The organism is Streptosporangium sp. CA-135522 (assembly GCF_050949235.1).
GTDB lineage: Bacteria > Actinomycetota > Actinomycetes > Streptosporangiales > Streptosporangiaceae > Streptosporangium.
In genome coordinates, this window is record NZ_CP192026.1 from 2,475,887 (window position 1) to 2,492,571 (window position 16,685).

The window sequence follows — 16,685 nt, forward strand, 5'->3', positions numbered from 1 at the left end:
TGACTACTGGTTCAGAATCTCTTCGATTTCCCCGTTGGCCTTGGTGAGAGCCTCGTCAGGGGTGGCCTTGCCCTCGATTACGGACCGCGCGGCGTTCTGCAGCACGGCCTTGGTCTCGTTGGCCTCGGTCCAGTTGGGGTCGGCAGGGAAGGCCTTGGCCTTGGCGAAGGCCGCCGCGAACGGGGCCAGCGCCGGGTCCGAGCTCAGCTTCGCCAGCGCCTCGGGGTAGATCGGCAGCAGGCCGCCCTCGGTGGCGTAACGGCCGGCCCACTCCTTGCTGGTGGCCATCTTGATGTAGTCGGCCGCGAGCTCCTTGTTCTTGGCGCTGTCCCAGACGGCGAGGTCGTTGCCGCCGAAGAAGGACGGGGCCTCACCGCCGGACTTGGCCGGGAGCGGGAAGAAGGCCAGCTTGTCGGCCTTCAGCTTGCCCTTGCTGTCCACCTCGATGCCGGGCAGGTCCCAGCCGGCGGTCAGGTACATGCCGACCTTGTTGTTGGCGAACCGCTTGCGGATGTCCACCGTGTTCTGGGTGAGACGCGACTTACCGGACAGGCCGTCGGTGACCAGGCTCGTGTAGGTGGCGAAACCGGCCTTGAACTTGGGGTCGGTCACCTTGCCGACCCACTTGCCGCCCTCCTTGACGGCGTACTCGCCGCCCTCGGACCAGGCGAACGCGCCGAGCAGGTGGTTGGCGTCGGAGCCGCCGTTGAAGGCGAAGCCGTCGACGTCCTTGCCCTTCTTCTCCTGGATCTTCTTGGCCGCGGCGACCAACTCGTCCCAGGTCTTCGGAACCTCGATGCCGAGGTCCTTGAACCAGTCCTTGCGGTAGAGCACCGCGCGGGAACCGGCGCCCCAGGGCAGGGCGTAGACCTCGTTGTCGATGGTCTCCAGGCCGAGCAGGTTCTTCGGGATCTGGGCCTGGTCGTCGCCCTCCGCCAGCGCGGTGACCGGGGCCAGGGCCTCCTGGCTCTGCCAGAGCGGCACCTGGTCGTTGCCGATCTCGGTGACGTCGGGGCCGGCGCCGCCCGCCGCGGCGGCGGTGAACTTGTCGTTCACCTGCGGCCATGGGATCCACTCAAGCTTGACCTTGGCGCCGGACTCCTTCTCGAAGGCCGCGTTCAGCTCGTCCATGTATTTCTGGGCGGCCGGGTTGCTGTCACCGAGGCGCCACATGGTCAGCGTCTGGCCGGCGTACTTCGGGCCGGCGGCGGCGCTGGAGGCGCCGGCCTGGGGCTCGGCGCTCTTGGCGGGCTCGCTGTCGGAGCCGCAAGCGGCGAGGCCCAGGGCCAGGGCGGCAGTGGTAGCAGTCGTAACCGCGATCTTCGTGATTTTCACTTCGGGGTTCTCCCTTCCCGGCTTCGCGTCGGGGTCGCGCTTCGGGTGCCGGCGCGGTCCCCATGCCTCGCCACACCTGGTCGAAGGCGCCTCCTCACGGTCGGCGCTCTGACATCCCGCAGCCTGCTGTGACTCTTGCCTGCGGGCTGACTACGGTTAAACTAACAAGAAACTTTCTTAAAAGAAACGATCGTTAGCGGATCGTGACGGGGGAGCCGATCTTGTCCAAACGTCCGGGGACGCCTCGGCTGCTGCGCCAGCTCAATGACCGCGCGGCGCTGGAGCTCCTGCTGTCCAGCGGCCCGCTGACCCGCGCCGAGCTGGGAGAACAGACCGGCCTGTCCAAGGTGACCGCCGGTCAGCTGCTGGCCAGGCTGGAGGACCGCGACCTCGTCGCGGTGGTCGGCGAGCAGGCCGGCGGGCGCGGTCCCAACGCCGCGCTGTACGGCGTCGTGCCCTCGTGCGCCTTCGTCGCCGGCCTCGACGTGCTGCCGGACCGGATCAGCGCGGGGGTGGCCGACATCACCGGAGAGATCGTCGCGGAGATCTCGGTGGACCCCAACAGCCACGACGACCCCGTCCGGCTCGTGCACAGCGCCGTGCGGAAGGCGTGCGAGTCGGCGGGCATCACCCTGGACCAGCTGCGCGCCTTCGTGATCGGCACCCGGGGCGTCGTCGATCCCCGGACCGGCGACGTGCGCTTCTCCTTCGATCTGCCCTCCTGGCACGCGGGCGTGCTCGCCGGGCTCCACCACGACCTCGACGTCCCCGTGACGATCGAGAACGACGTGAACCTGGCCGCGCTGGCCGAGCGTTCCCACGGCGCGGCGCTGGGGATGGACGACTTCGTGCTCGTGTGGGCGGGGGTCGGCCAGGGCCTCGGGGTCATGCTCGGCGGACGCCTGCATCGCGGCTTCACAGGCGGCGCGGGTGAGATCGGCTGGCTCCCGGTTCCCGGGGAGCCGCTCCCCACCGACGTGGGCGAGCCCCAGTCCGGTTCGTTCCAGCGCCTGGTCGGCGGCGACGCCGTGATCGGCCTGGCGGGTGCGCACCGCGTCGACGGCGCCCCCCTCGGCGGCTCTGCAGGCGGCTCTACGGGCGGATCTTCGGGCGACTCCGCGGGCGGTCCCGCCGAGAGCTCCGTCGGTGACTACGTCCGTACGGCGGTCGCCGACGGCGCCGAGAGCTTCCTCGGCGAGCTCGCCGAGCGGCTGGCGGTCGGCGTGGCCGCGGTGGCCGTGGTCCTGGACCCCGCGCTGATCGTGCTCGGCGGCGACGTCGGCCGGGCCGGCGGGGCCGCGCTCGCCGCCGGGGTCGAGGAGGCCGTGGCCAGGATCTGCCCGAGCCAGCCGAGGGTGGTGACGACGGAGGTCCGCGGCAATCCGGTGCTGCGCGGCGCCCTGGACTCGGCTCTGCAGCAGGCCCGGGAACAGGTCTTCTCGCAGACGGTGTGAGAATTGCGGCTATGCACGACATCGTTCTGATCTCCGATCCCCGCGTCACGGCGATCCCCGTCGAGGAGTCCGGGGAACGGCTGGCCGACGTCCGGGGGCGGCTGCGGGTGGACGGGCGGCTGGCGGATTCCGAGGGAGCCTTCGCCCACCTGCGGGAGGGGCTGCTGATCCGGCTGGAGGACGCGCAGGCGCAGCTCCCGGCCGGTTACCGGCTGCTGGTAGTGGAGGGCTATCGCCCGCAGGCGATGCAGCAGCGGATCTTCGAGGAGTACTCGGCGGAGTTGCGTGTGATATTTCCGGAAATGTCGCCCGAGGAGATCTGTGTGGCGGCCAGCCGATACGTCTCACCCGTCTCGGTCGCCCCGCACACCGCCGGTGCGGCGGTGGACCTGACCCTGTGCACCGAGGACGGGGACGAGCTCGACATGGGCACCCCGCTCAACGCCACCCCCGAGCAGAGCGACGGCGCCTGCTACACCGGCGCCTCCGGCCTGTCGCCCGAGGCCCGCCACCACCGCGACCTCCTCGGCGCCGCACTGGGCTCGGCCGGCCTGGTCAACTACCCCACCGAGTGGTGGCACTGGTCCTACGGCGACCGCTACTGGGCCATGACCACCGGGGCCGCCTCCGCCGTCTACGGCCCCACATCCGTCTGAGCGGCGGGGCCGTAGGGGATCCGGAGGTCGGGAACGGGGGCGCGCCAGGACAGGGGACGGCCGGCGCCGGCGCCGATCAGCCGGCCGGCGTGGGCGGTGAGGACGGTGCAGCCGCCGGCCGAGCAGAGGTCGGCCCACCCGGTGGCGGCCGTCGTCGGCAGCCGGGTGCGGATGCGGCCGGCGAGGTCGGCGGCGTAGAGGCGGCCGTTCATGGCGGTGAGGGCCACGGCGCCGGCCTCGCCCTCGACCAGCGTCCAACCGGAGGTCTCCGGGGGCAGGTGCCACAGCCCGCCGTCGGCGGTGGCGGCCCACAGGTCGCCGTCGACCAGGGCCAGCCCGACCCCGCCGGAGGGCGCCTCACCGAGCACGGTCCAGGCGCCCGCGGGGCCGGGGTCGCGATAGACGAGCCGGTCATCGGCGGTCAGACCGTACAGGCCGACGGGCCTGGTGGTGGACGCCTCGCGCGGGGTGGCCATGGCGACGACGCCGCCGCCGGAGTCGAGCCGGTGCCAGCGCAGGTTCTGGCCGGAGACCTCCCTGCGGTACAGCGAGCCGTCCGCGCCCACGCCGTAGAGCCAGGAGCCGCACGCGGTCAGCGCCCGCAGCGAGCAGGCGGGGCCGATGACCTCCCACCCGGCGGACGGGCGCGACAGCCGGTCCAGCACGTTGCGGGTGATCCGGTCCACGGTGGGATCGTGCAGGGTGTTGCCCCAGTTCACGGTGGCGGCGGTGAACACCGTCCCGGCGCCGAGGCCGAAGACGCCCATCGTGGCCATGCCGCCCTGGCCGTACCGGTGCCAATGACGCAGGTCGGCGGTGGCGAGGATGACGAAGGAGGGCGGGGTGCCGTCGCGGCCGGTGGCCACCGGGACACCGTCCACCTCGACGAAGTCACAGGCGTCGGTCTCGTAGCCGAGGGCGCCCCGGCCGAACGTGGCGCCCTCGCCCAGCCCGGTTCCGTCGAAGGCCCAGTGCTCGGGGAAGCGGACGGTGTAGGTCTCCTCGTGCATCAGCTTCATGTACGGTCCCCACGTTCCGGCGCCGCGCCGGAAGCTGACCCCGGTCAGGGCGTTCTCCGGACGGTTCACCGGCGCGCTGGACCACTCGACCGTGGTGAGCCCGGGCTCCACGGTGGCCATCGGGTCGGCGACCGCGTCGCGGTAGCAGACCATGGTCCGCCCGTCGTCCTCCAGCCGGAACTGCCACCAGCAGGTGTTGCCGGAGAAAACGGCCAGGTTGCCGCCGCGGCGGACGAACTCCTCGACGCTGTCGCGCATGCCCGCCGACCAGTACTCGTCATGGCCGTTGACCACCAGCAGCCGGTAACCGGACAGCAGCGCGGAACCGTCGTGCAGATCCAGCCCCGAGCAGTGGTCCACGTCGTATCCGGCCGGACCCAGCCAGCGCAGCATCCCCTCCTCCCAGCGCTCGGGGGGCGGACCCCCGCCGGGCCGGTCGAAGGAGACGCGTGCGGCCCGGGTGGCCTGCTCGGTCCAGTAGATGGACTCGCCGGGGATGCCCGCCCGGTTGTAGGCCTGCCAGGTAGGGAAGGGGATCGACAGCAGGATCGGCGAGCGTGGCCGGGCGGCCCGTACGGCGAAGTAGACCTCCGAGGCGTCGTCCGAGGCGTCGTCGTCGGCGGTGAACGTCGCGCGGTAGAGCGAGCTCGGCAGGTCGGCGGGCACGTCGAGCGTCCACAGCGGCCCACCGAACTCCCCGTCGAGCACGGCGACGTCCGCGGCCACGTCCTCCACCAGGACCGAGCCGCGCAGCGGAGCCCGGGAGGCACGGGCGAGGTGGAAGCGGAGCGCGCCCCCCTGGACGCAGGAGGTGGCCTCGGCGTAGGCGTACACCGTCACCCCACCGGCTCCAGCACGTCGTGGAACGCCGCCTCGACCAGCAGGGACTCCAGATCGCGCAGGTAGCGTTCCATGGCGGGCCGGGGCAGGAAGCGGGTGTCGGCGGTCAGCGAGACGCCCAGCCCACCGGGCTCGGCGGTCACGTGCAGGCAGAACCGGCAGTTGAGCTGATCCTGGCTGAGCGGCCAGGTCAGGGTCGTCTCGTCCATCGCCCGCCGTACCGTCTGCTCGTCGTGGGAGGCGTCCACCCGGTCGACGAAGCGCATGTCGTTGAAGCAGCAGTAGGGGTGGATCCTCGTGCCCCGCTCCCGGCCGACCCGTTCGGTCAGCCGGTCCCGGTCGTCCGGATCGTGGTAGGCCGAGCGGTAGGCGCGCAGGGCGGCGGGCCTGGCCGCCTTCAGCAGGTCGGCGAAACCGCCCTGGCGCAGGTCCAGCACGAACAGGCCCTCCTGGGAGAGCGTGGTGACCGCGTTGGCGGTGTCGCCGCGGAAGCGGTTGCCCACGATCGGCAGCATCGCGCACACGTCGTGGCCGGTCGCGGTGCCGACCAGCGCGGACGAGGCGGCCAGCAGCACGGTCGAGGTGCTCACACCGTGCACGGCGGCGATCCGCTGGACGGCCATGTCCAGCGCCCGGGAGACGATCCGCGCCCGCCAGACGGGCGGGCTGTCCGGTGCGGCCACGGGGCAGTCGAACATGGTCGGGGGAATGCGCCGGTATTCCTTCTCCCAGTATTCGGCGGCGATCCGGGCGACCCGCAGCCCCTGCTCCGACCCCTGCCAGCGGGCCAGGTCCAGCGGCGAGGGCGGCACCGGACCCGGTACGGCCCCGCGCAGCAGCAACAACCGCAGGTCCGTGATCGCCACCTCCGCGCCGAGGCCGTCGGCCGCCAGATGGCAGAAGACGAGCACGATGTGGGTGACGGTCGGCCCCGTGGCCTCGGCGGCGACCACGAGGCCGACCCGCAGCGGCCACTCGCCGTCGTAGGCGAAGGCCTTCTCCGCCAGGGTCTCCAGCAGCCGGTCCGGATCGCCGTCCGACACGGTGACCGGGATGGCGCCGGAGGCCGCCAGCACCTGGGACGGTCCTGTCTTCTGCCTCGTCTTCCGCTCTGATCCCCGCTCTGGCTTCTGCCCTGCCCTTTGCCCTGTCCCCAGCCTTGTCCGCAGCGACTCGTGCCGCGCCACCAGCGCGCCCAGGGCCTCGGCGGCCCGCTCCACCGTGAGCGGCCGGGCCCGCCTGGGCACCGCGAGCACACGGCCGAAGTTGAAGTAGTGGTCGTCCGGTGCCGTCTTCTGGATCGCGTCCCAGATGGCCCGCTGCCCCCAGGTCAGCGGAGCCGTACCCGACCGGCTCCCCGAGAACCGGATGTCCATGTGCCTCTCCCCGTTCCGAAACGCTTTCTGGAACTGCTCGTCAGGAGCCGACGCGACCGGCGGCGGCGATGTGGCGCTCCAGCGCGTCCAGGTCGTCCAGCAGGCCGAGCCCGTCGCCCGACAGGTCGATCTCGACTCCGAACTCGGTCTCCACCGCGTCGATCAGCCGCATCTGCGCCAGGGACGTGACCCCGAGCGCCGACAGCGGGACCGTCGCGGCCAGCGCCTCCTTGGCCGTGACCGCGCCGTCCGACGCGGTGGCCACCATCGCGGCCAGCCGTTCCCTAACAACCATCGCCGGCTCCTCCCGCGCGGTGTCCGCGCTCGTCGGTGGATATCCAGATCCATTCGTCAGACATCTGCGGCCCTTCTCGCGCTGAGCGGGCGCAGGTCGGTCCAGACCTGCTCGATGTGGGCCAGGCACTCCTCCTTGGTGCCGTGGACGCCTTCCTCCCGCCAGCCGTCCGGCAGATCCCGGCCGACCGGCCAGATCGAATACTGCTCCTCGTGGTTGACCACGACGCGGTGACTCATCTGGGCTCCCCGTTTCCGTGAGGCGTTCGCATGAGGCGGGCGGCCTCCTCATCTGACAGTTCGTCGAGCTCGGCGACCAGCAGTTCCTCCACCGCGGCCGCGAGCCCGGCCACGGTGCTCCGCGCGAACAGGGTGCGGATCGGCACGTCCACCTCGACGAGGGCGCGGATTCTGGCGATGACGCGGGTGGCGAGCAGCGAGTGCCCGCCCAGGGCGAAGAAATCGTCGAAGGCGCCGATCTCCTCGATGCCCAGCACCTCGCCGAAGACGTCGGCCACCAGCAGCTCGGCGTCGCCGCGCGGGGCGGTCCTCGCCTCGGCCCTGACCTCCGGCGCGGGCAGCGCGGCCCGGTCGATCTTGCCGCTGCGGGTCAGCGGCAGGGCGTCGAGGCCCACCCAGAGCGCCGGGACCATGTGGGCGGGGAGCAGACCGGCCAGGTGCCTGCCCAGCTCCTCGCCGGTGGCCGTGCCGACGACGTAGCCGACCAGGGTCTCCTGCCGCACGGCCACGGCCGCCTGGCCGACGCCGGGGTGGGTCAGGAGACCGGCTTCGATCTCGCCCGGCTCGACCCGGAAGCCTCTGACCTTGACCTGGTCGTCGTCGCGGCCGAGGAACTCCAGCTGCCCGTCGCCCCGCCAGCGCGCCCGGTCCCCGGTCCGGTAGACGCGCGAGCCGCCGGGGCCGGGCACGAACCGCCGCGCGGTCAGCGCGGGCCTGCCGAGATATCCTCGGGCGACCCCGGCTCCGGTGACGCACAGCTCGCCGGGCGCTCCCGGTGGCACGGGCTCGCCGTGCCCGTCCAGGACCATGACCCGGGTGCCGCCGACGGGCCTGCCGATCGGTGGCCTTCCCGGGGCGCCGTCGAGCTCGGCGGCCGTGGCGATGATCGTGGCCTCGGTGGGACCGTAGGTGTTGACCAGCCGCACCCGGTCGCCGAAGCGCTCCCGCCAGCGGGCCACCGCGGCCTCGTGCACCTGCTCGCCGCCCAGGATCACCAGGCGCAGCGTCGAGGGCCAGGCGATCTCGTCGATCTGGTCGACCAGCGCGTGCCAGTAGGCCGTCGGCAGGTCGAGCACGGTGACCCGGTCCAGGTGGTCGGGCAGGGTGACGCCGCCGTCGGGCAGCAGCTCCAGCCGGGCTCCGGCGGCCAGGGCCGGATAGATCTCCTCGGCGTGGGCGTCGAAGCTCAGCGAGGCGAACTGCACCACCCGGTCGCCGGGACGCAGGCCGTACGCCTCGCGCATCCAGGCCACCCGCGCCGCGAGCCCGTCGTGCTCGACCACGACGCCCTTGGGCGTGCCGGTGGAGCCGGAGGTGTAGATCACGTAGGCGGCGTCGTGCGGCGCGGGCCGCGGAGCCTTCGGGTACGGCACGGCGTCACGCGGCGCGGCTTCCGCTGTCTCCGGGTACGGCACGGCGTCACGCGGAGCGGCTTCCGCTGTCTCCGTTGTCTCCGGGTACGGCACGGCATCGGCGAGCACGCAGGACGCTCCGCTGTCCCGCACCAGGAAGGCGAGCCGGTCCTCGGGGTAGTCGGGGTCGAGCGGGAGGTAGGCGGCTCCGGCCCGCCAGGTGGCGAGCAGCGCGGCGATCGCGTCCGGGGTGCGGCCCAGCCGGACGCCGACCACGTCGCCGGGGACGACGCCGCGCGCCCGAAGGAGCGCGGCCAGCCCGTCGGCGCGTGAGTCCAGCTCCGCGTAGGTGAGCAGGGTGTCCCCGCACCCGACCGCGACCGCGTCGGGGGTCTCGCGCACGGCCGCCGCGAACAGGTCGGGCACGGTGGTCGCCGGCGGCTGGGCCGGCCCCTGCGACAGGCGCCGGAGCAGCGCGTCGTCGTCCGCGGTGCGCAGCGGCAGCGCGGAGACCCGCTCGCCGGCGACACGGGGCAGCGCGGTGAGGAGCAGGCGCAGACGCGCGGCCAGCCCTTCGACGGTGGCCCGGTCGAACAGCTCGGCGTCGTAGACCAGGTTGATCAGCAGCTCGTGCTCGTCCTGCCAGGCCTCCAGCGCCAGTTCGAGTTTGGCCTGCCGCATGCCGTGCTCGAACGCCGTGGTGGTCAGCCCGGCGAAGGCGTCGTGGGCGTGCCCGGCGTCCTGCGTGTGCAGGATGATCATGGTTTGGAACAGCGGCGTGCGGGTGAGGTCCCGTTCGGTCCGCAGGGCCGTCACCAGCTCCTCGAACGGGACGCCCTGGTGGGAGAAGGCGTCCAGGACGTTGATCTGGGTCTGGCGCAGCAGGTCGGTGAAGGCGGGGTCGGCCGACAGGTCGCCGCGCAGGACGAGGGTGTCGCTGAGATAGCCGACGACCGGTTCGAGCTGGACCCGGTCCCGGCCCGCGGTGGCCGTGCCGACCAGGATGTCGCTCCGCCCGGTATGCCGGGCCAGGAGCACCTGGTAGGCGGCGAGCAGGACCATGAACATCGTGGCGCCGTGCTCCCTGCCCAGCCGGGTCAGGGCGTCGGCCTCGGCCGAGGTCAGCCGGGCCTCCACCACCTCGCCGCGCCGGACGGCCCCGGCGGTGCGCGGCCGGTCGACCGGCAGGTCCAGCGGGGTCGGGTCGGCGAGCCGGTCCCGCCAGTAGGCGAGCAGGTCGCCGGTGTCGCGCTCGCGCTGCCAGCGGGCGACGTCGCCGAACTGGAGCGGCACCGGGGGCAGCGCGTCGGCGCGGCCGGAGTAGAGGTGGGACAACTCCTCGAAGAGGAGGTTGAGCGACCAGCCGTCACCGAGGATGTGGTGCATGACGAGGCACAGGACATGGTCCTCGTTCTCGTCCTCGCCGATCCTGATCAGCGTGACCCGCAGCGGCGGCCGGGAGGCCAGGTCGGGGAAGGGCGCGTTGGTCAGGGTCGCGACGAGCTCCGACGCCTCGCTCTCGTCGGCGGCGCTCACCCGGTCGACGGGGACGCGGCCCGGCGGGTCGACGACCGCGGCGGGCGCGCCGTCCACCTCGGGGAACCGGGTGCGCAGGCTCTCGTGGCGGGCCGCCGTGCCGTCCAGGGCCCCGGTCAGCGCCGCCGGGTCCAGGGGGCCTCGCAACCGCCGGACCAGGCACATGTTGTAGGAGGCGTCGTCCGGGTCGAGCCGGTTGAGGAACCACAGCCTCTCCTGGCCGAAGGACAGCGGCGCAGCGGTCCCCTCGGGCCTGGGCCGCGGCCCGTCGGCCTTTCCGGCCTTCCCGGCCGGTTCGACCAGCTCGGCCAGCCCGGCGACCGTGGGCCGAAGGAACACCTCCCGCACGGCCAACTCCACGCCGGACAGCGCGGTCAGCCGCGCGGTGACCATCGTGGCCAGCAGCGAGTGGCCGCCGAGGGAGAAGAAGTCGTCGTGCGCCCCGACCTCGGCGGCCCCGAGCACTTCGGCGAAGACCCGCGCGACCAGCCGCTCGCCGGGGGTGCGCGGCGCCGTCGCGTTCGGCTCGGGCCCCTCGTCCGCGTCCGGCAGCGCGTTGCGGTCGATCTTTCCGTTCGGCGTCAGCGGCAACGCCTCCACCTCGGCGAACACGCTGGGCACCATGTAGCCGGGCAGCTCCCGCGCGGCGTGCTCACGCGCCTCCTCCAGCGCTCCGGCGGCCGTGGCCGGCACTATGAAGGCGACCAGCCGGTCCCCGCGCACGGCGACGACGGCCTGCCGTACGCGGGGATGGGCGTCGAGCACGGCTTCGATCTCGCCCAGCTCGATGCGGTGGCCGCGTAGTTTGACCTGGTTGTCGGTGCGGCCGAGGAACTCCAGGGTGCCGTCGCCCCGCAGGCGGGCGCGGTCGCCCGTACGGTAGAGGCGGGAGCCGTCCGGACCGGGCACGAAGCGTTCGGCGGTCAGCGCGGGGCGGCCGAGATAGCCGGTCGCCACTCCCGCGCCGCCGAGGAGCAGCTCGCCCGGCACTCCGATCGGGCAGGGGCCGCCGGCGGGGTCGAGGATGTGGACGGTGGTGTTGGCGATCGGGCGGCCGATGACGATCTCGCCGGGGTCCTCGGGGACCTCCCAGGCGGTGGACCAGATCGTGGTCTCGGTCGGGCCGTAGACGTTGACGAGCCGATCGACCCGGGGCCGCAGCTCGCGGGCGAAGCGGGGCGGTAGCGGCTCACCGCCGGTCAGGCCCACCACGCGGGGCAGGTCGCCGGTGAGCAGGACCCGCCAGCCCGACGGCGTCGCCTGGACGTGGGTCACGCCCGCGTCCCGGACGAGGCGAGCGAGCAGGGCGCCGTCCCGGGCCGTCTCGGCGTCGGCGACGACCACCCGGCCGCCGGTCACCAGCGGCAGATACATCTCCAGGGCGGAGATGTCGAACGACAGCGAGGTCAGCGCCAGCCACGCGTCCCGGGGTGAGGAGCCGACCAGCGCCCGCATCGCCAGCAGGAAGTTGGTCAGCGCCCGGTGCGGCACCACCACGCCCTTCGGGCGTCCGGTGGACCCCGAGGTGTAGAGCACGTAGGCGGTGTCGTCGGGGCGGGGGCGCGCGAGCGTGGCGGTTCCCCGGGAAAGCGGCGGAAGCGGTGAGAACGGCGGAAGCGGTGAGAACGGCGGAAGCGGTGAGAGCGGTGAGAGCGGTGAGAGCGGTGAGAGCGGTGGAAGGTCGTCGAGGCCGGTCAGCACCAGCGCGGCCGCGGAGTCCTCGATCACGTACGCGACGCGGGACGGCGGGTAGTCGGGGTCGACGGGGAGGTAGGCGGCGCCGCTCATCGCCACGCCCAGCAGCGCGACGACCATGTCCGTGCCGCGCTCCATCCGGACCGCGACCAGTGACCCGCGGCCGATGCCCGCGGCGCCGAGCCGGCGGGCGAGCTCGGCGGCCCGCTCCACCAGCGCGGCGTAGGTCAGCGCGCCCGCCGTGGAGCCCGGGTCCGGCAGGGATCGCGGGCTCTGCACCGCGATGGCGTCCGGGGTGGCGGCGGCCTGCTCCAGCACCAGGTCGACCAGCGTCGTCCCGGGCAGCTCGGCGCCGGTCCGGTTCCACTCCCGCAGCAGTTCCAGCTCCGCCCGCGGCAGCATCCGCAGCGAGCTCACCGCGACCTCGGAGTCGGCCACGACGGCCGCGAGCAGCTCCAGGAACCGGGTGACCAGCCGCTGCACGGTGTCACGGTCGAACAGGTCGGTGCTGTAGACGACGCTGCCGAGCAGGTGGCCCCCATCGGCGGGGGAGATGTCCATCGACAGGTCGAGCCGGGCCCGGGACCAGCCGTGCGGGAAGGGCGTGGCGATGAGGCCGGGCAGCGGCTCGGCCCACTCTCCGTGGGTGTGGAAGGCGAACAGGGTCTGAAACAGCGGGGTGCGGCTGAGGTCGCGCTCCACGTCGAGCTCGGCCACGAGCCGTTCGAAGGGGACGTCCTGCCGGGAGAGCGCGTCCAGCACGATCCGCCGGGTGCGCTTGAGCAGCTCGCCGAAGGTGGGGTCGCCGGACAGGTCGCAGCGCAGGGCCAGCGTGGTCGAGAGGAAACCGATCATGGTCTCCAGCTCGGTGCTGTCGCGGCCGGCCGACGGGGTGCCCACGCAGAAGTCGTCCTGCCCGGTGTGCCGGGCCAGCAGGACCTGGTAGGCGGCCAGCAGCACCATGTACGGCGTGCAGCGGGCGCGGCGGGCCAGGTCCCGGATCGCCCCGGCCACGTCCGCCTCGATCCGGAAGTCGATCTCGCCACCCGCGCCGGTCCGCTGCACGGGACGTGGCCGGTCGGCGGGCAGTTCGAGGGGCGGCACCCCGGTCAACCGCTCGACCCACCACCGCAGCCCGGTGTCGGCCGAGCGCTGGGCACGGGCGTGCTCGCCGTACTGCAGGGGGAGCTCGGGCAGGGGAGCGGCGCCGTGGCTGCCGTAGTGGGCGGCGACCTCGGAGCGGAGCACGTTCAGCGACCAGCCGTCGCCGTTGATGTGGTGCAGGACGACGCAGAGCACGTGGTCATCGGGGCCGAGCTCGATCAGCGAGACCCGGAACGGGGGTGCGGCACGCAGGTCGAAGGCCGTGTTGGTCAGCGCGGAGACCAGGGTCACGGCCTCCTGCCCGTCCTCGGCGGTCAGCCGCTCCACGGTCACGGGCGCGGGAGGGTCGACGATCGCCAGCGGCTGTCCGGCCGCCTCGCCGAACCGGGTCCGCAGGCTCTCGTGCCGGGCGGCCACCGCGGTGAACGCGGCCTCCAACGCGGTCGTGTCAAGGCGACCTTTCAACCTGTAAACATAGGATGTGTTGTAGGTCGAGTCGCCGGGATCGAGCCGGTGGAGAAACCACAGCCGCTGCTGGCCGTACGACAGCGGATATTCCGTCCCTGATTGGCCGGGGGAAACGGTCTCTGGCTGAAGCACGCAGAGCTCCTTCGTCGGCCGCGGGCTCCCCTTCGCGCGAGGGCGAGAAAAATGGGTATGCGAAAGCCCGCTCCGCGCATATTTGCCGAGTTGAGCACGTAATGGGAAAGGGTTCTTTCTGGAAAGAAACCTTTCAGTTAGTTCCGGGTGGTTAGTGTTACACCTCTGTCCGGGGTGCGCAAGGCCCTATGGGGCAGGGCTTCCCGTCGCTTCGCCGACCTTCGCCGAAGGGCTTGCGTGGCCGTGGCGATCATGTAAGACTGTCGCTCGTTTTACAATAGTAAAGATTCTTTCCTGTTGTGGCTCGGGTGCCCGTGCGCATCGAGCTCATATACGTCCGATCTTTATTGGGAGGTTCACATGGTGAACCTGACCGTTCCCCAATTGCTCAGAGACCGGGCCGCCGCCGACCCCGACGGGGTCGCGCTGATCGTGCACGGCTCGGCGCCGCTCACCTACCTCCAGTGGTACGAGCGATCCGTCGTGGTCGCGAACGGGCTGGTGGCGCGCGGTGTCGCCCGTGGCGATCGGGTGGGTCTGGTATTCGGGAGCGCGGACTGGGCGGACTACGCCGTGGCGTTCTGCGGAGTGCTGGCCGCCGGTGCGGCCGCCGTGCCGCTGTCGGACCGGCTCGCCTCCGCTGACCTGCGGTTCATGCTGGAGCACTGCCGCGCGAGCGGAGTCGTCCACGCGGGCGGGTTCGCCGCGCCCGAGGTCGGCTGGACCGCCACGGTCGCCGGCCTGCGGGCCGAAACGTCCTACGAGACGGTCGACCCCGACCCCGGAGACCTCGCGCAGATCCTCTACACCTCCGGCACCACGGGCCGTCCCAAGGGCGTGGCGGCCACCCACGCCAACCTGGCCTACGGCTGCGGCGCCCGGCGCCGCCCGTTCGCGCACTCCAGACATCTGCTCCACGCCTTCCCGATCGGCACCAACGCCGCCCAGGCCATGCTGATCAACGCGCTCGACGCCCACCCGGCCGTGGTGACGCTGCCGCGCTTCACCCCGGGCCGCTTCGCCGCGCTGATCGAGTCCTACCGGGCGGGAACGGTCTTCCTCGTCCCCGCGATGGCCATCGAGCTGGTCAACGCCGGCGTCGGCGAGCGGCACGACCTGTCCAGCGTGCTGCTGCTCGGCTCGGCCGCCGCGCCGCTGCCCTCGGCCGTCGCCCAGGCGCTGACCAGCGTCTTCCCCAACGCGACGATCACCAACTACTACACCTCGACCGAGGCCGCCCCCGCTCAGACGATCATGATGTTCGACCCGGACCGGCCCGGGAGCGTCGGCCGCGCGGTGGCCGGCGGACGGGTCAGGATCGCCACCGCCGACGGCACGCCGCTGGCGCCGGGGGAGACCGGCGAGGTCTGGATGCGCTCGCCGGCGGCGCCGCGCGCCTACTACGGCGACCCGGACAGCGCCACCTTCCGCGACGGCTGGGTGCGGATGGGCGACCTCGGCCGCATCGACGCCGAAGGCTACCTCTACCTGGTCGATCGCGAGGGAGACGTGGTGAAGTCCGGCGCCTACAAGGTCTCCACCATCCACGTCGAGGAGGCCGTCTACCGGCACCCGGCCGTGGTCGAGGCGGCGGCCTTCGGGATGCCGCACCCGGTGCTCGGCACCGTCGTCGCCGTGACCATGGTGACCCGGGAGCCTCTCACGCCCGAGGAGCTGCGGATCTTCCTCAAGGACCGGCTCGCCTCGCACGAGCTGCCCGCGCACGTGACCACCGTCGAGGCCCTGCCGCGCAACAACGGCGGCAAGGTCGACAAGCGCGCCCTGCGCCGGACCCTGGAGAACGCGTGACGACCGGCGGCCCGCCGGACCGGCGGGGCGCGGCGGTCACCTTCACCCAGCAGGGGATGTGGGTGACCGAGCAGGCCGTGAAGGTGGGGACGGCCTATCACATGCCGCTGCTGATCCACCTGCGCGGCGAGCTGGACGCCGGCAGGCTCCTGGCGGCCTGCGCGGCGGTCGTCGATCGCCACCCCATGCTGGGCAGCGTGGTGGCGGAGGTGGACGACGAGCTGCGCCTCGTACCCGGAGCCGAGGTCCCCGTACGGCGGGCCGGCGGGAACCGGGCCGGTTCCCCCGAAGGTCCGGCGGCCGGGACGGCGGCCGGTTCCCCCGGCGGCCTCCCCTGCGGTCCGGTGACCGGTTCCCCCGGCGGCCCGGCCGGCGGCCTCCCCCGCGATCCGGCGACCGGTCCACCGGACGGGACGGACGCCGCGGCGGCCGTGCGGGAGGAGATCCTGCGCGGGTTCGACCTGGAGGACGGCCCCCTGGCCAGGTTCACCCTGTTCGAGACCGGCCCCGGCCGGCACCTGCTCGCCTTCGTCGCTCACCACCTGGTCTTCGACGGCCAGTCCAAGGACATCCTGGTCCGCGACCTGGCCGCCTTCCACAACGGCGAGCGGCCACCTCCGCTGCCGGTGATCGACCACGGCCGCTCCGAGCGCGAGCGGGTGGCGGCCGTCCTTCCGGCCGCCAAGGACTTCTGGACGCCTCGGTGGCGCGATCCGGGCGAGACCGTGCTGCTCGGCCGGGCGCTGCGGTCCCGGCGGGCGGGCGAGGGCCGGGTGCTGGCGTTCGCCGCCGACCCTTCGGTTTCCGGGCTCACCCGGTTCGAGGTGCTGCTGGCCGCGCTGCACGCCCTGCTGTTCGGGTACGGCAACGCCGAGGTGACCACCGCCGTCGACCTGTCCACCCGGCCGGCCGAGGCGGCCGGGCACATCGGCCTGTTCGTCAACGAGCTCCCGGTCGCCTCCCAGCCGTCCCGGGAGACGACCTTCCGGACCTTCGCCACCGCCCTGCGCGCCGAGCTACGCCAGATCTACCGCTTCCGCCAGGTGCCGCTGACCCGCGCGATGCCCCGCATCCGGCCGCACGCCGCGCTGGTCCCCGTCTCGGTCAGCTACCGCACCCGCCGCGACGCCGACCCGGTGTTCACCGGGCTCGACGCCTCGGTGGAGTGGACGGTCTTCAACCACGCGGTTCGCGGCGCGCTGCACCTGCAGTGCGTGGACGGCCCCGGCGGCCTCGCGATCAGCCTGCGCCACGACCCCGAGGCGGTTCCCGACGCCGCACGGGTGGCCGGCGACCTGCGTCTCCTCCTGGAGCGCGCCACACACGACCCCGACCTGCCGCTGAACGAAACACTGAGCGAAATTCTGGAGTAAGA

10 protein-coding genes are annotated in these 16,685 nt (G+C 72.8%); 4 read left to right on the top strand and 6 right to left on the bottom strand.

The window, feature by feature from the left end; genetic code table 11:
• Positions 1-3: 3 nt before the first annotated feature.
• Positions 4-1,335, bottom strand: a complete 1,332-nt coding sequence (locus ACQPYK_RS11820) for a sugar ABC transporter substrate-binding protein (RefSeq protein ID WP_433254094.1) — start codon at positions 1,333-1,335, stop codon at positions 4-6.
• A 221-nt stretch (positions 1,336-1,556) separates the two neighbouring features.
• On the opposite strand from ACQPYK_RS11820, the gene ACQPYK_RS11825 reads away from it, so the two are divergent.
• Positions 1,557-2,789 carry an ROK family protein gene (locus ACQPYK_RS11825; RefSeq protein WP_433254096.1) on the top strand — a complete coding sequence of 411 codons (1,233 nt, stop codon included), beginning with the start codon at positions 1,557-1,559 and terminating at the stop codon, positions 2,787-2,789.
• A gap of 11 nt (positions 2,790-2,800) precedes the next feature.
• Positions 2,801-3,445 carry a M15 family metallopeptidase gene (locus ACQPYK_RS11830; protein ID WP_433254097.1) on the top strand — a complete coding sequence of 215 codons (645 nt, stop codon included), beginning with the start codon at positions 2,801-2,803 and terminating at the stop codon, positions 3,443-3,445.
• Here ACQPYK_RS11830 and ACQPYK_RS11835 read toward each other — a convergent pair.
• From ACQPYK_RS11835 to ACQPYK_RS11855, 5 genes are read right to left on the bottom strand one after another with little or no spacing between them, the layout of a single operon-like run.
• Complete coding sequence (locus ACQPYK_RS11835; protein ID WP_433254099.1) at positions 3,424-5,304, bottom strand: N,N-dimethylformamidase beta subunit family domain-containing protein; 1,881 nt, start codon at positions 5,302-5,304, stop codon at positions 3,424-3,426. The genes ACQPYK_RS11830 and ACQPYK_RS11835 overlap by 22 nt on opposite strands.
• The gene (locus tag ACQPYK_RS11840; RefSeq protein WP_433254101.1) at positions 5,301-6,680 is read right to left on the bottom strand and encodes a condensation domain-containing protein; all 1,380 of its coding nucleotides are present in this window, start codon (positions 6,678-6,680) and stop codon (positions 5,301-5,303) included. The genes ACQPYK_RS11835 and ACQPYK_RS11840 overlap by 4 nt, the downstream gene beginning before the upstream one ends.
• Positions 6,681-6,720: 40 nt before the next feature.
• Positions 6,721-6,975 (bottom strand): acyl carrier protein, encoded by a 255-nt coding sequence (locus ACQPYK_RS11845; protein ID WP_433254103.1) that lies wholly within the window; start codon positions 6,973-6,975, stop codon positions 6,721-6,723.
• Between the two features lie 56 nt (positions 6,976-7,031).
• Entirely contained in the window at positions 7,032-7,214 is a 183-nt protein-coding gene (locus ACQPYK_RS11850) for an MbtH family protein (protein ID WP_433254105.1), read from the bottom strand.
• Positions 7,211-13,501: an amino acid adenylation domain-containing protein gene (locus tag ACQPYK_RS11855; RefSeq protein ID WP_433254107.1), complete on the bottom strand. Its 6,291-nt coding sequence runs from the start codon at positions 13,499-13,501 to the stop codon at positions 7,211-7,213. Before ACQPYK_RS11855 ends, ACQPYK_RS11850 begins: the two co-directional genes overlap by 4 nt.
• A 360-nt stretch (positions 13,502-13,861) precedes the next feature.
• Between ACQPYK_RS11855 and ACQPYK_RS11860 the strand changes: the two genes are divergently transcribed.
• Complete coding sequence (locus ACQPYK_RS11860; RefSeq protein ID WP_433254109.1) at positions 13,862-15,310, top strand: class I adenylate-forming enzyme family protein; 1,449 nt, start codon at positions 13,862-13,864, stop codon at positions 15,308-15,310.
• Entirely contained in the window at positions 15,307-16,683 is a 1,377-nt protein-coding gene (locus ACQPYK_RS11865) for a condensation domain-containing protein (RefSeq protein ID WP_433254111.1), read from the top strand. The genes ACQPYK_RS11860 and ACQPYK_RS11865 overlap by 4 nt, the downstream gene beginning before the upstream one ends.
• The last annotated feature ends 2 nt before the right edge of the window (positions 16,684-16,685 follow it).

Excerpts from the sequence above, each read along its gene's own strand:
- ACQPYK_RS11830 (WP_433254097.1), top strand. The coding sequence starts at position 2,801 with ATGCACGACATCGTTCTGATCTCCGATCCCCGCGTCACGGCGATCCCC.
- ACQPYK_RS11840 (WP_433254101.1), bottom strand. The coding sequence starts at position 6,680 with ATGGACATCCGGTTCTCGGGGAGCCGGTCGGGTACGGCTCCGCTGACC.
- ACQPYK_RS11845 (WP_433254103.1), bottom strand. The coding sequence starts at position 6,975 with ATGGTTGTTAGGGAACGGCTGGCCGCGATGGTGGCCACCGCGTCGGAC.
- ACQPYK_RS11850 (WP_433254105.1), bottom strand. The coding sequence starts at position 7,214 with ATGAGTCACCGCGTCGTGGTCAACCACGAGGAGCAGTATTCGATCTGG.
- ACQPYK_RS11860 (WP_433254109.1), top strand. The coding sequence starts at position 13,862 with ATGGTGAACCTGACCGTTCCCCAATTGCTCAGAGACCGGGCCGCCGCC.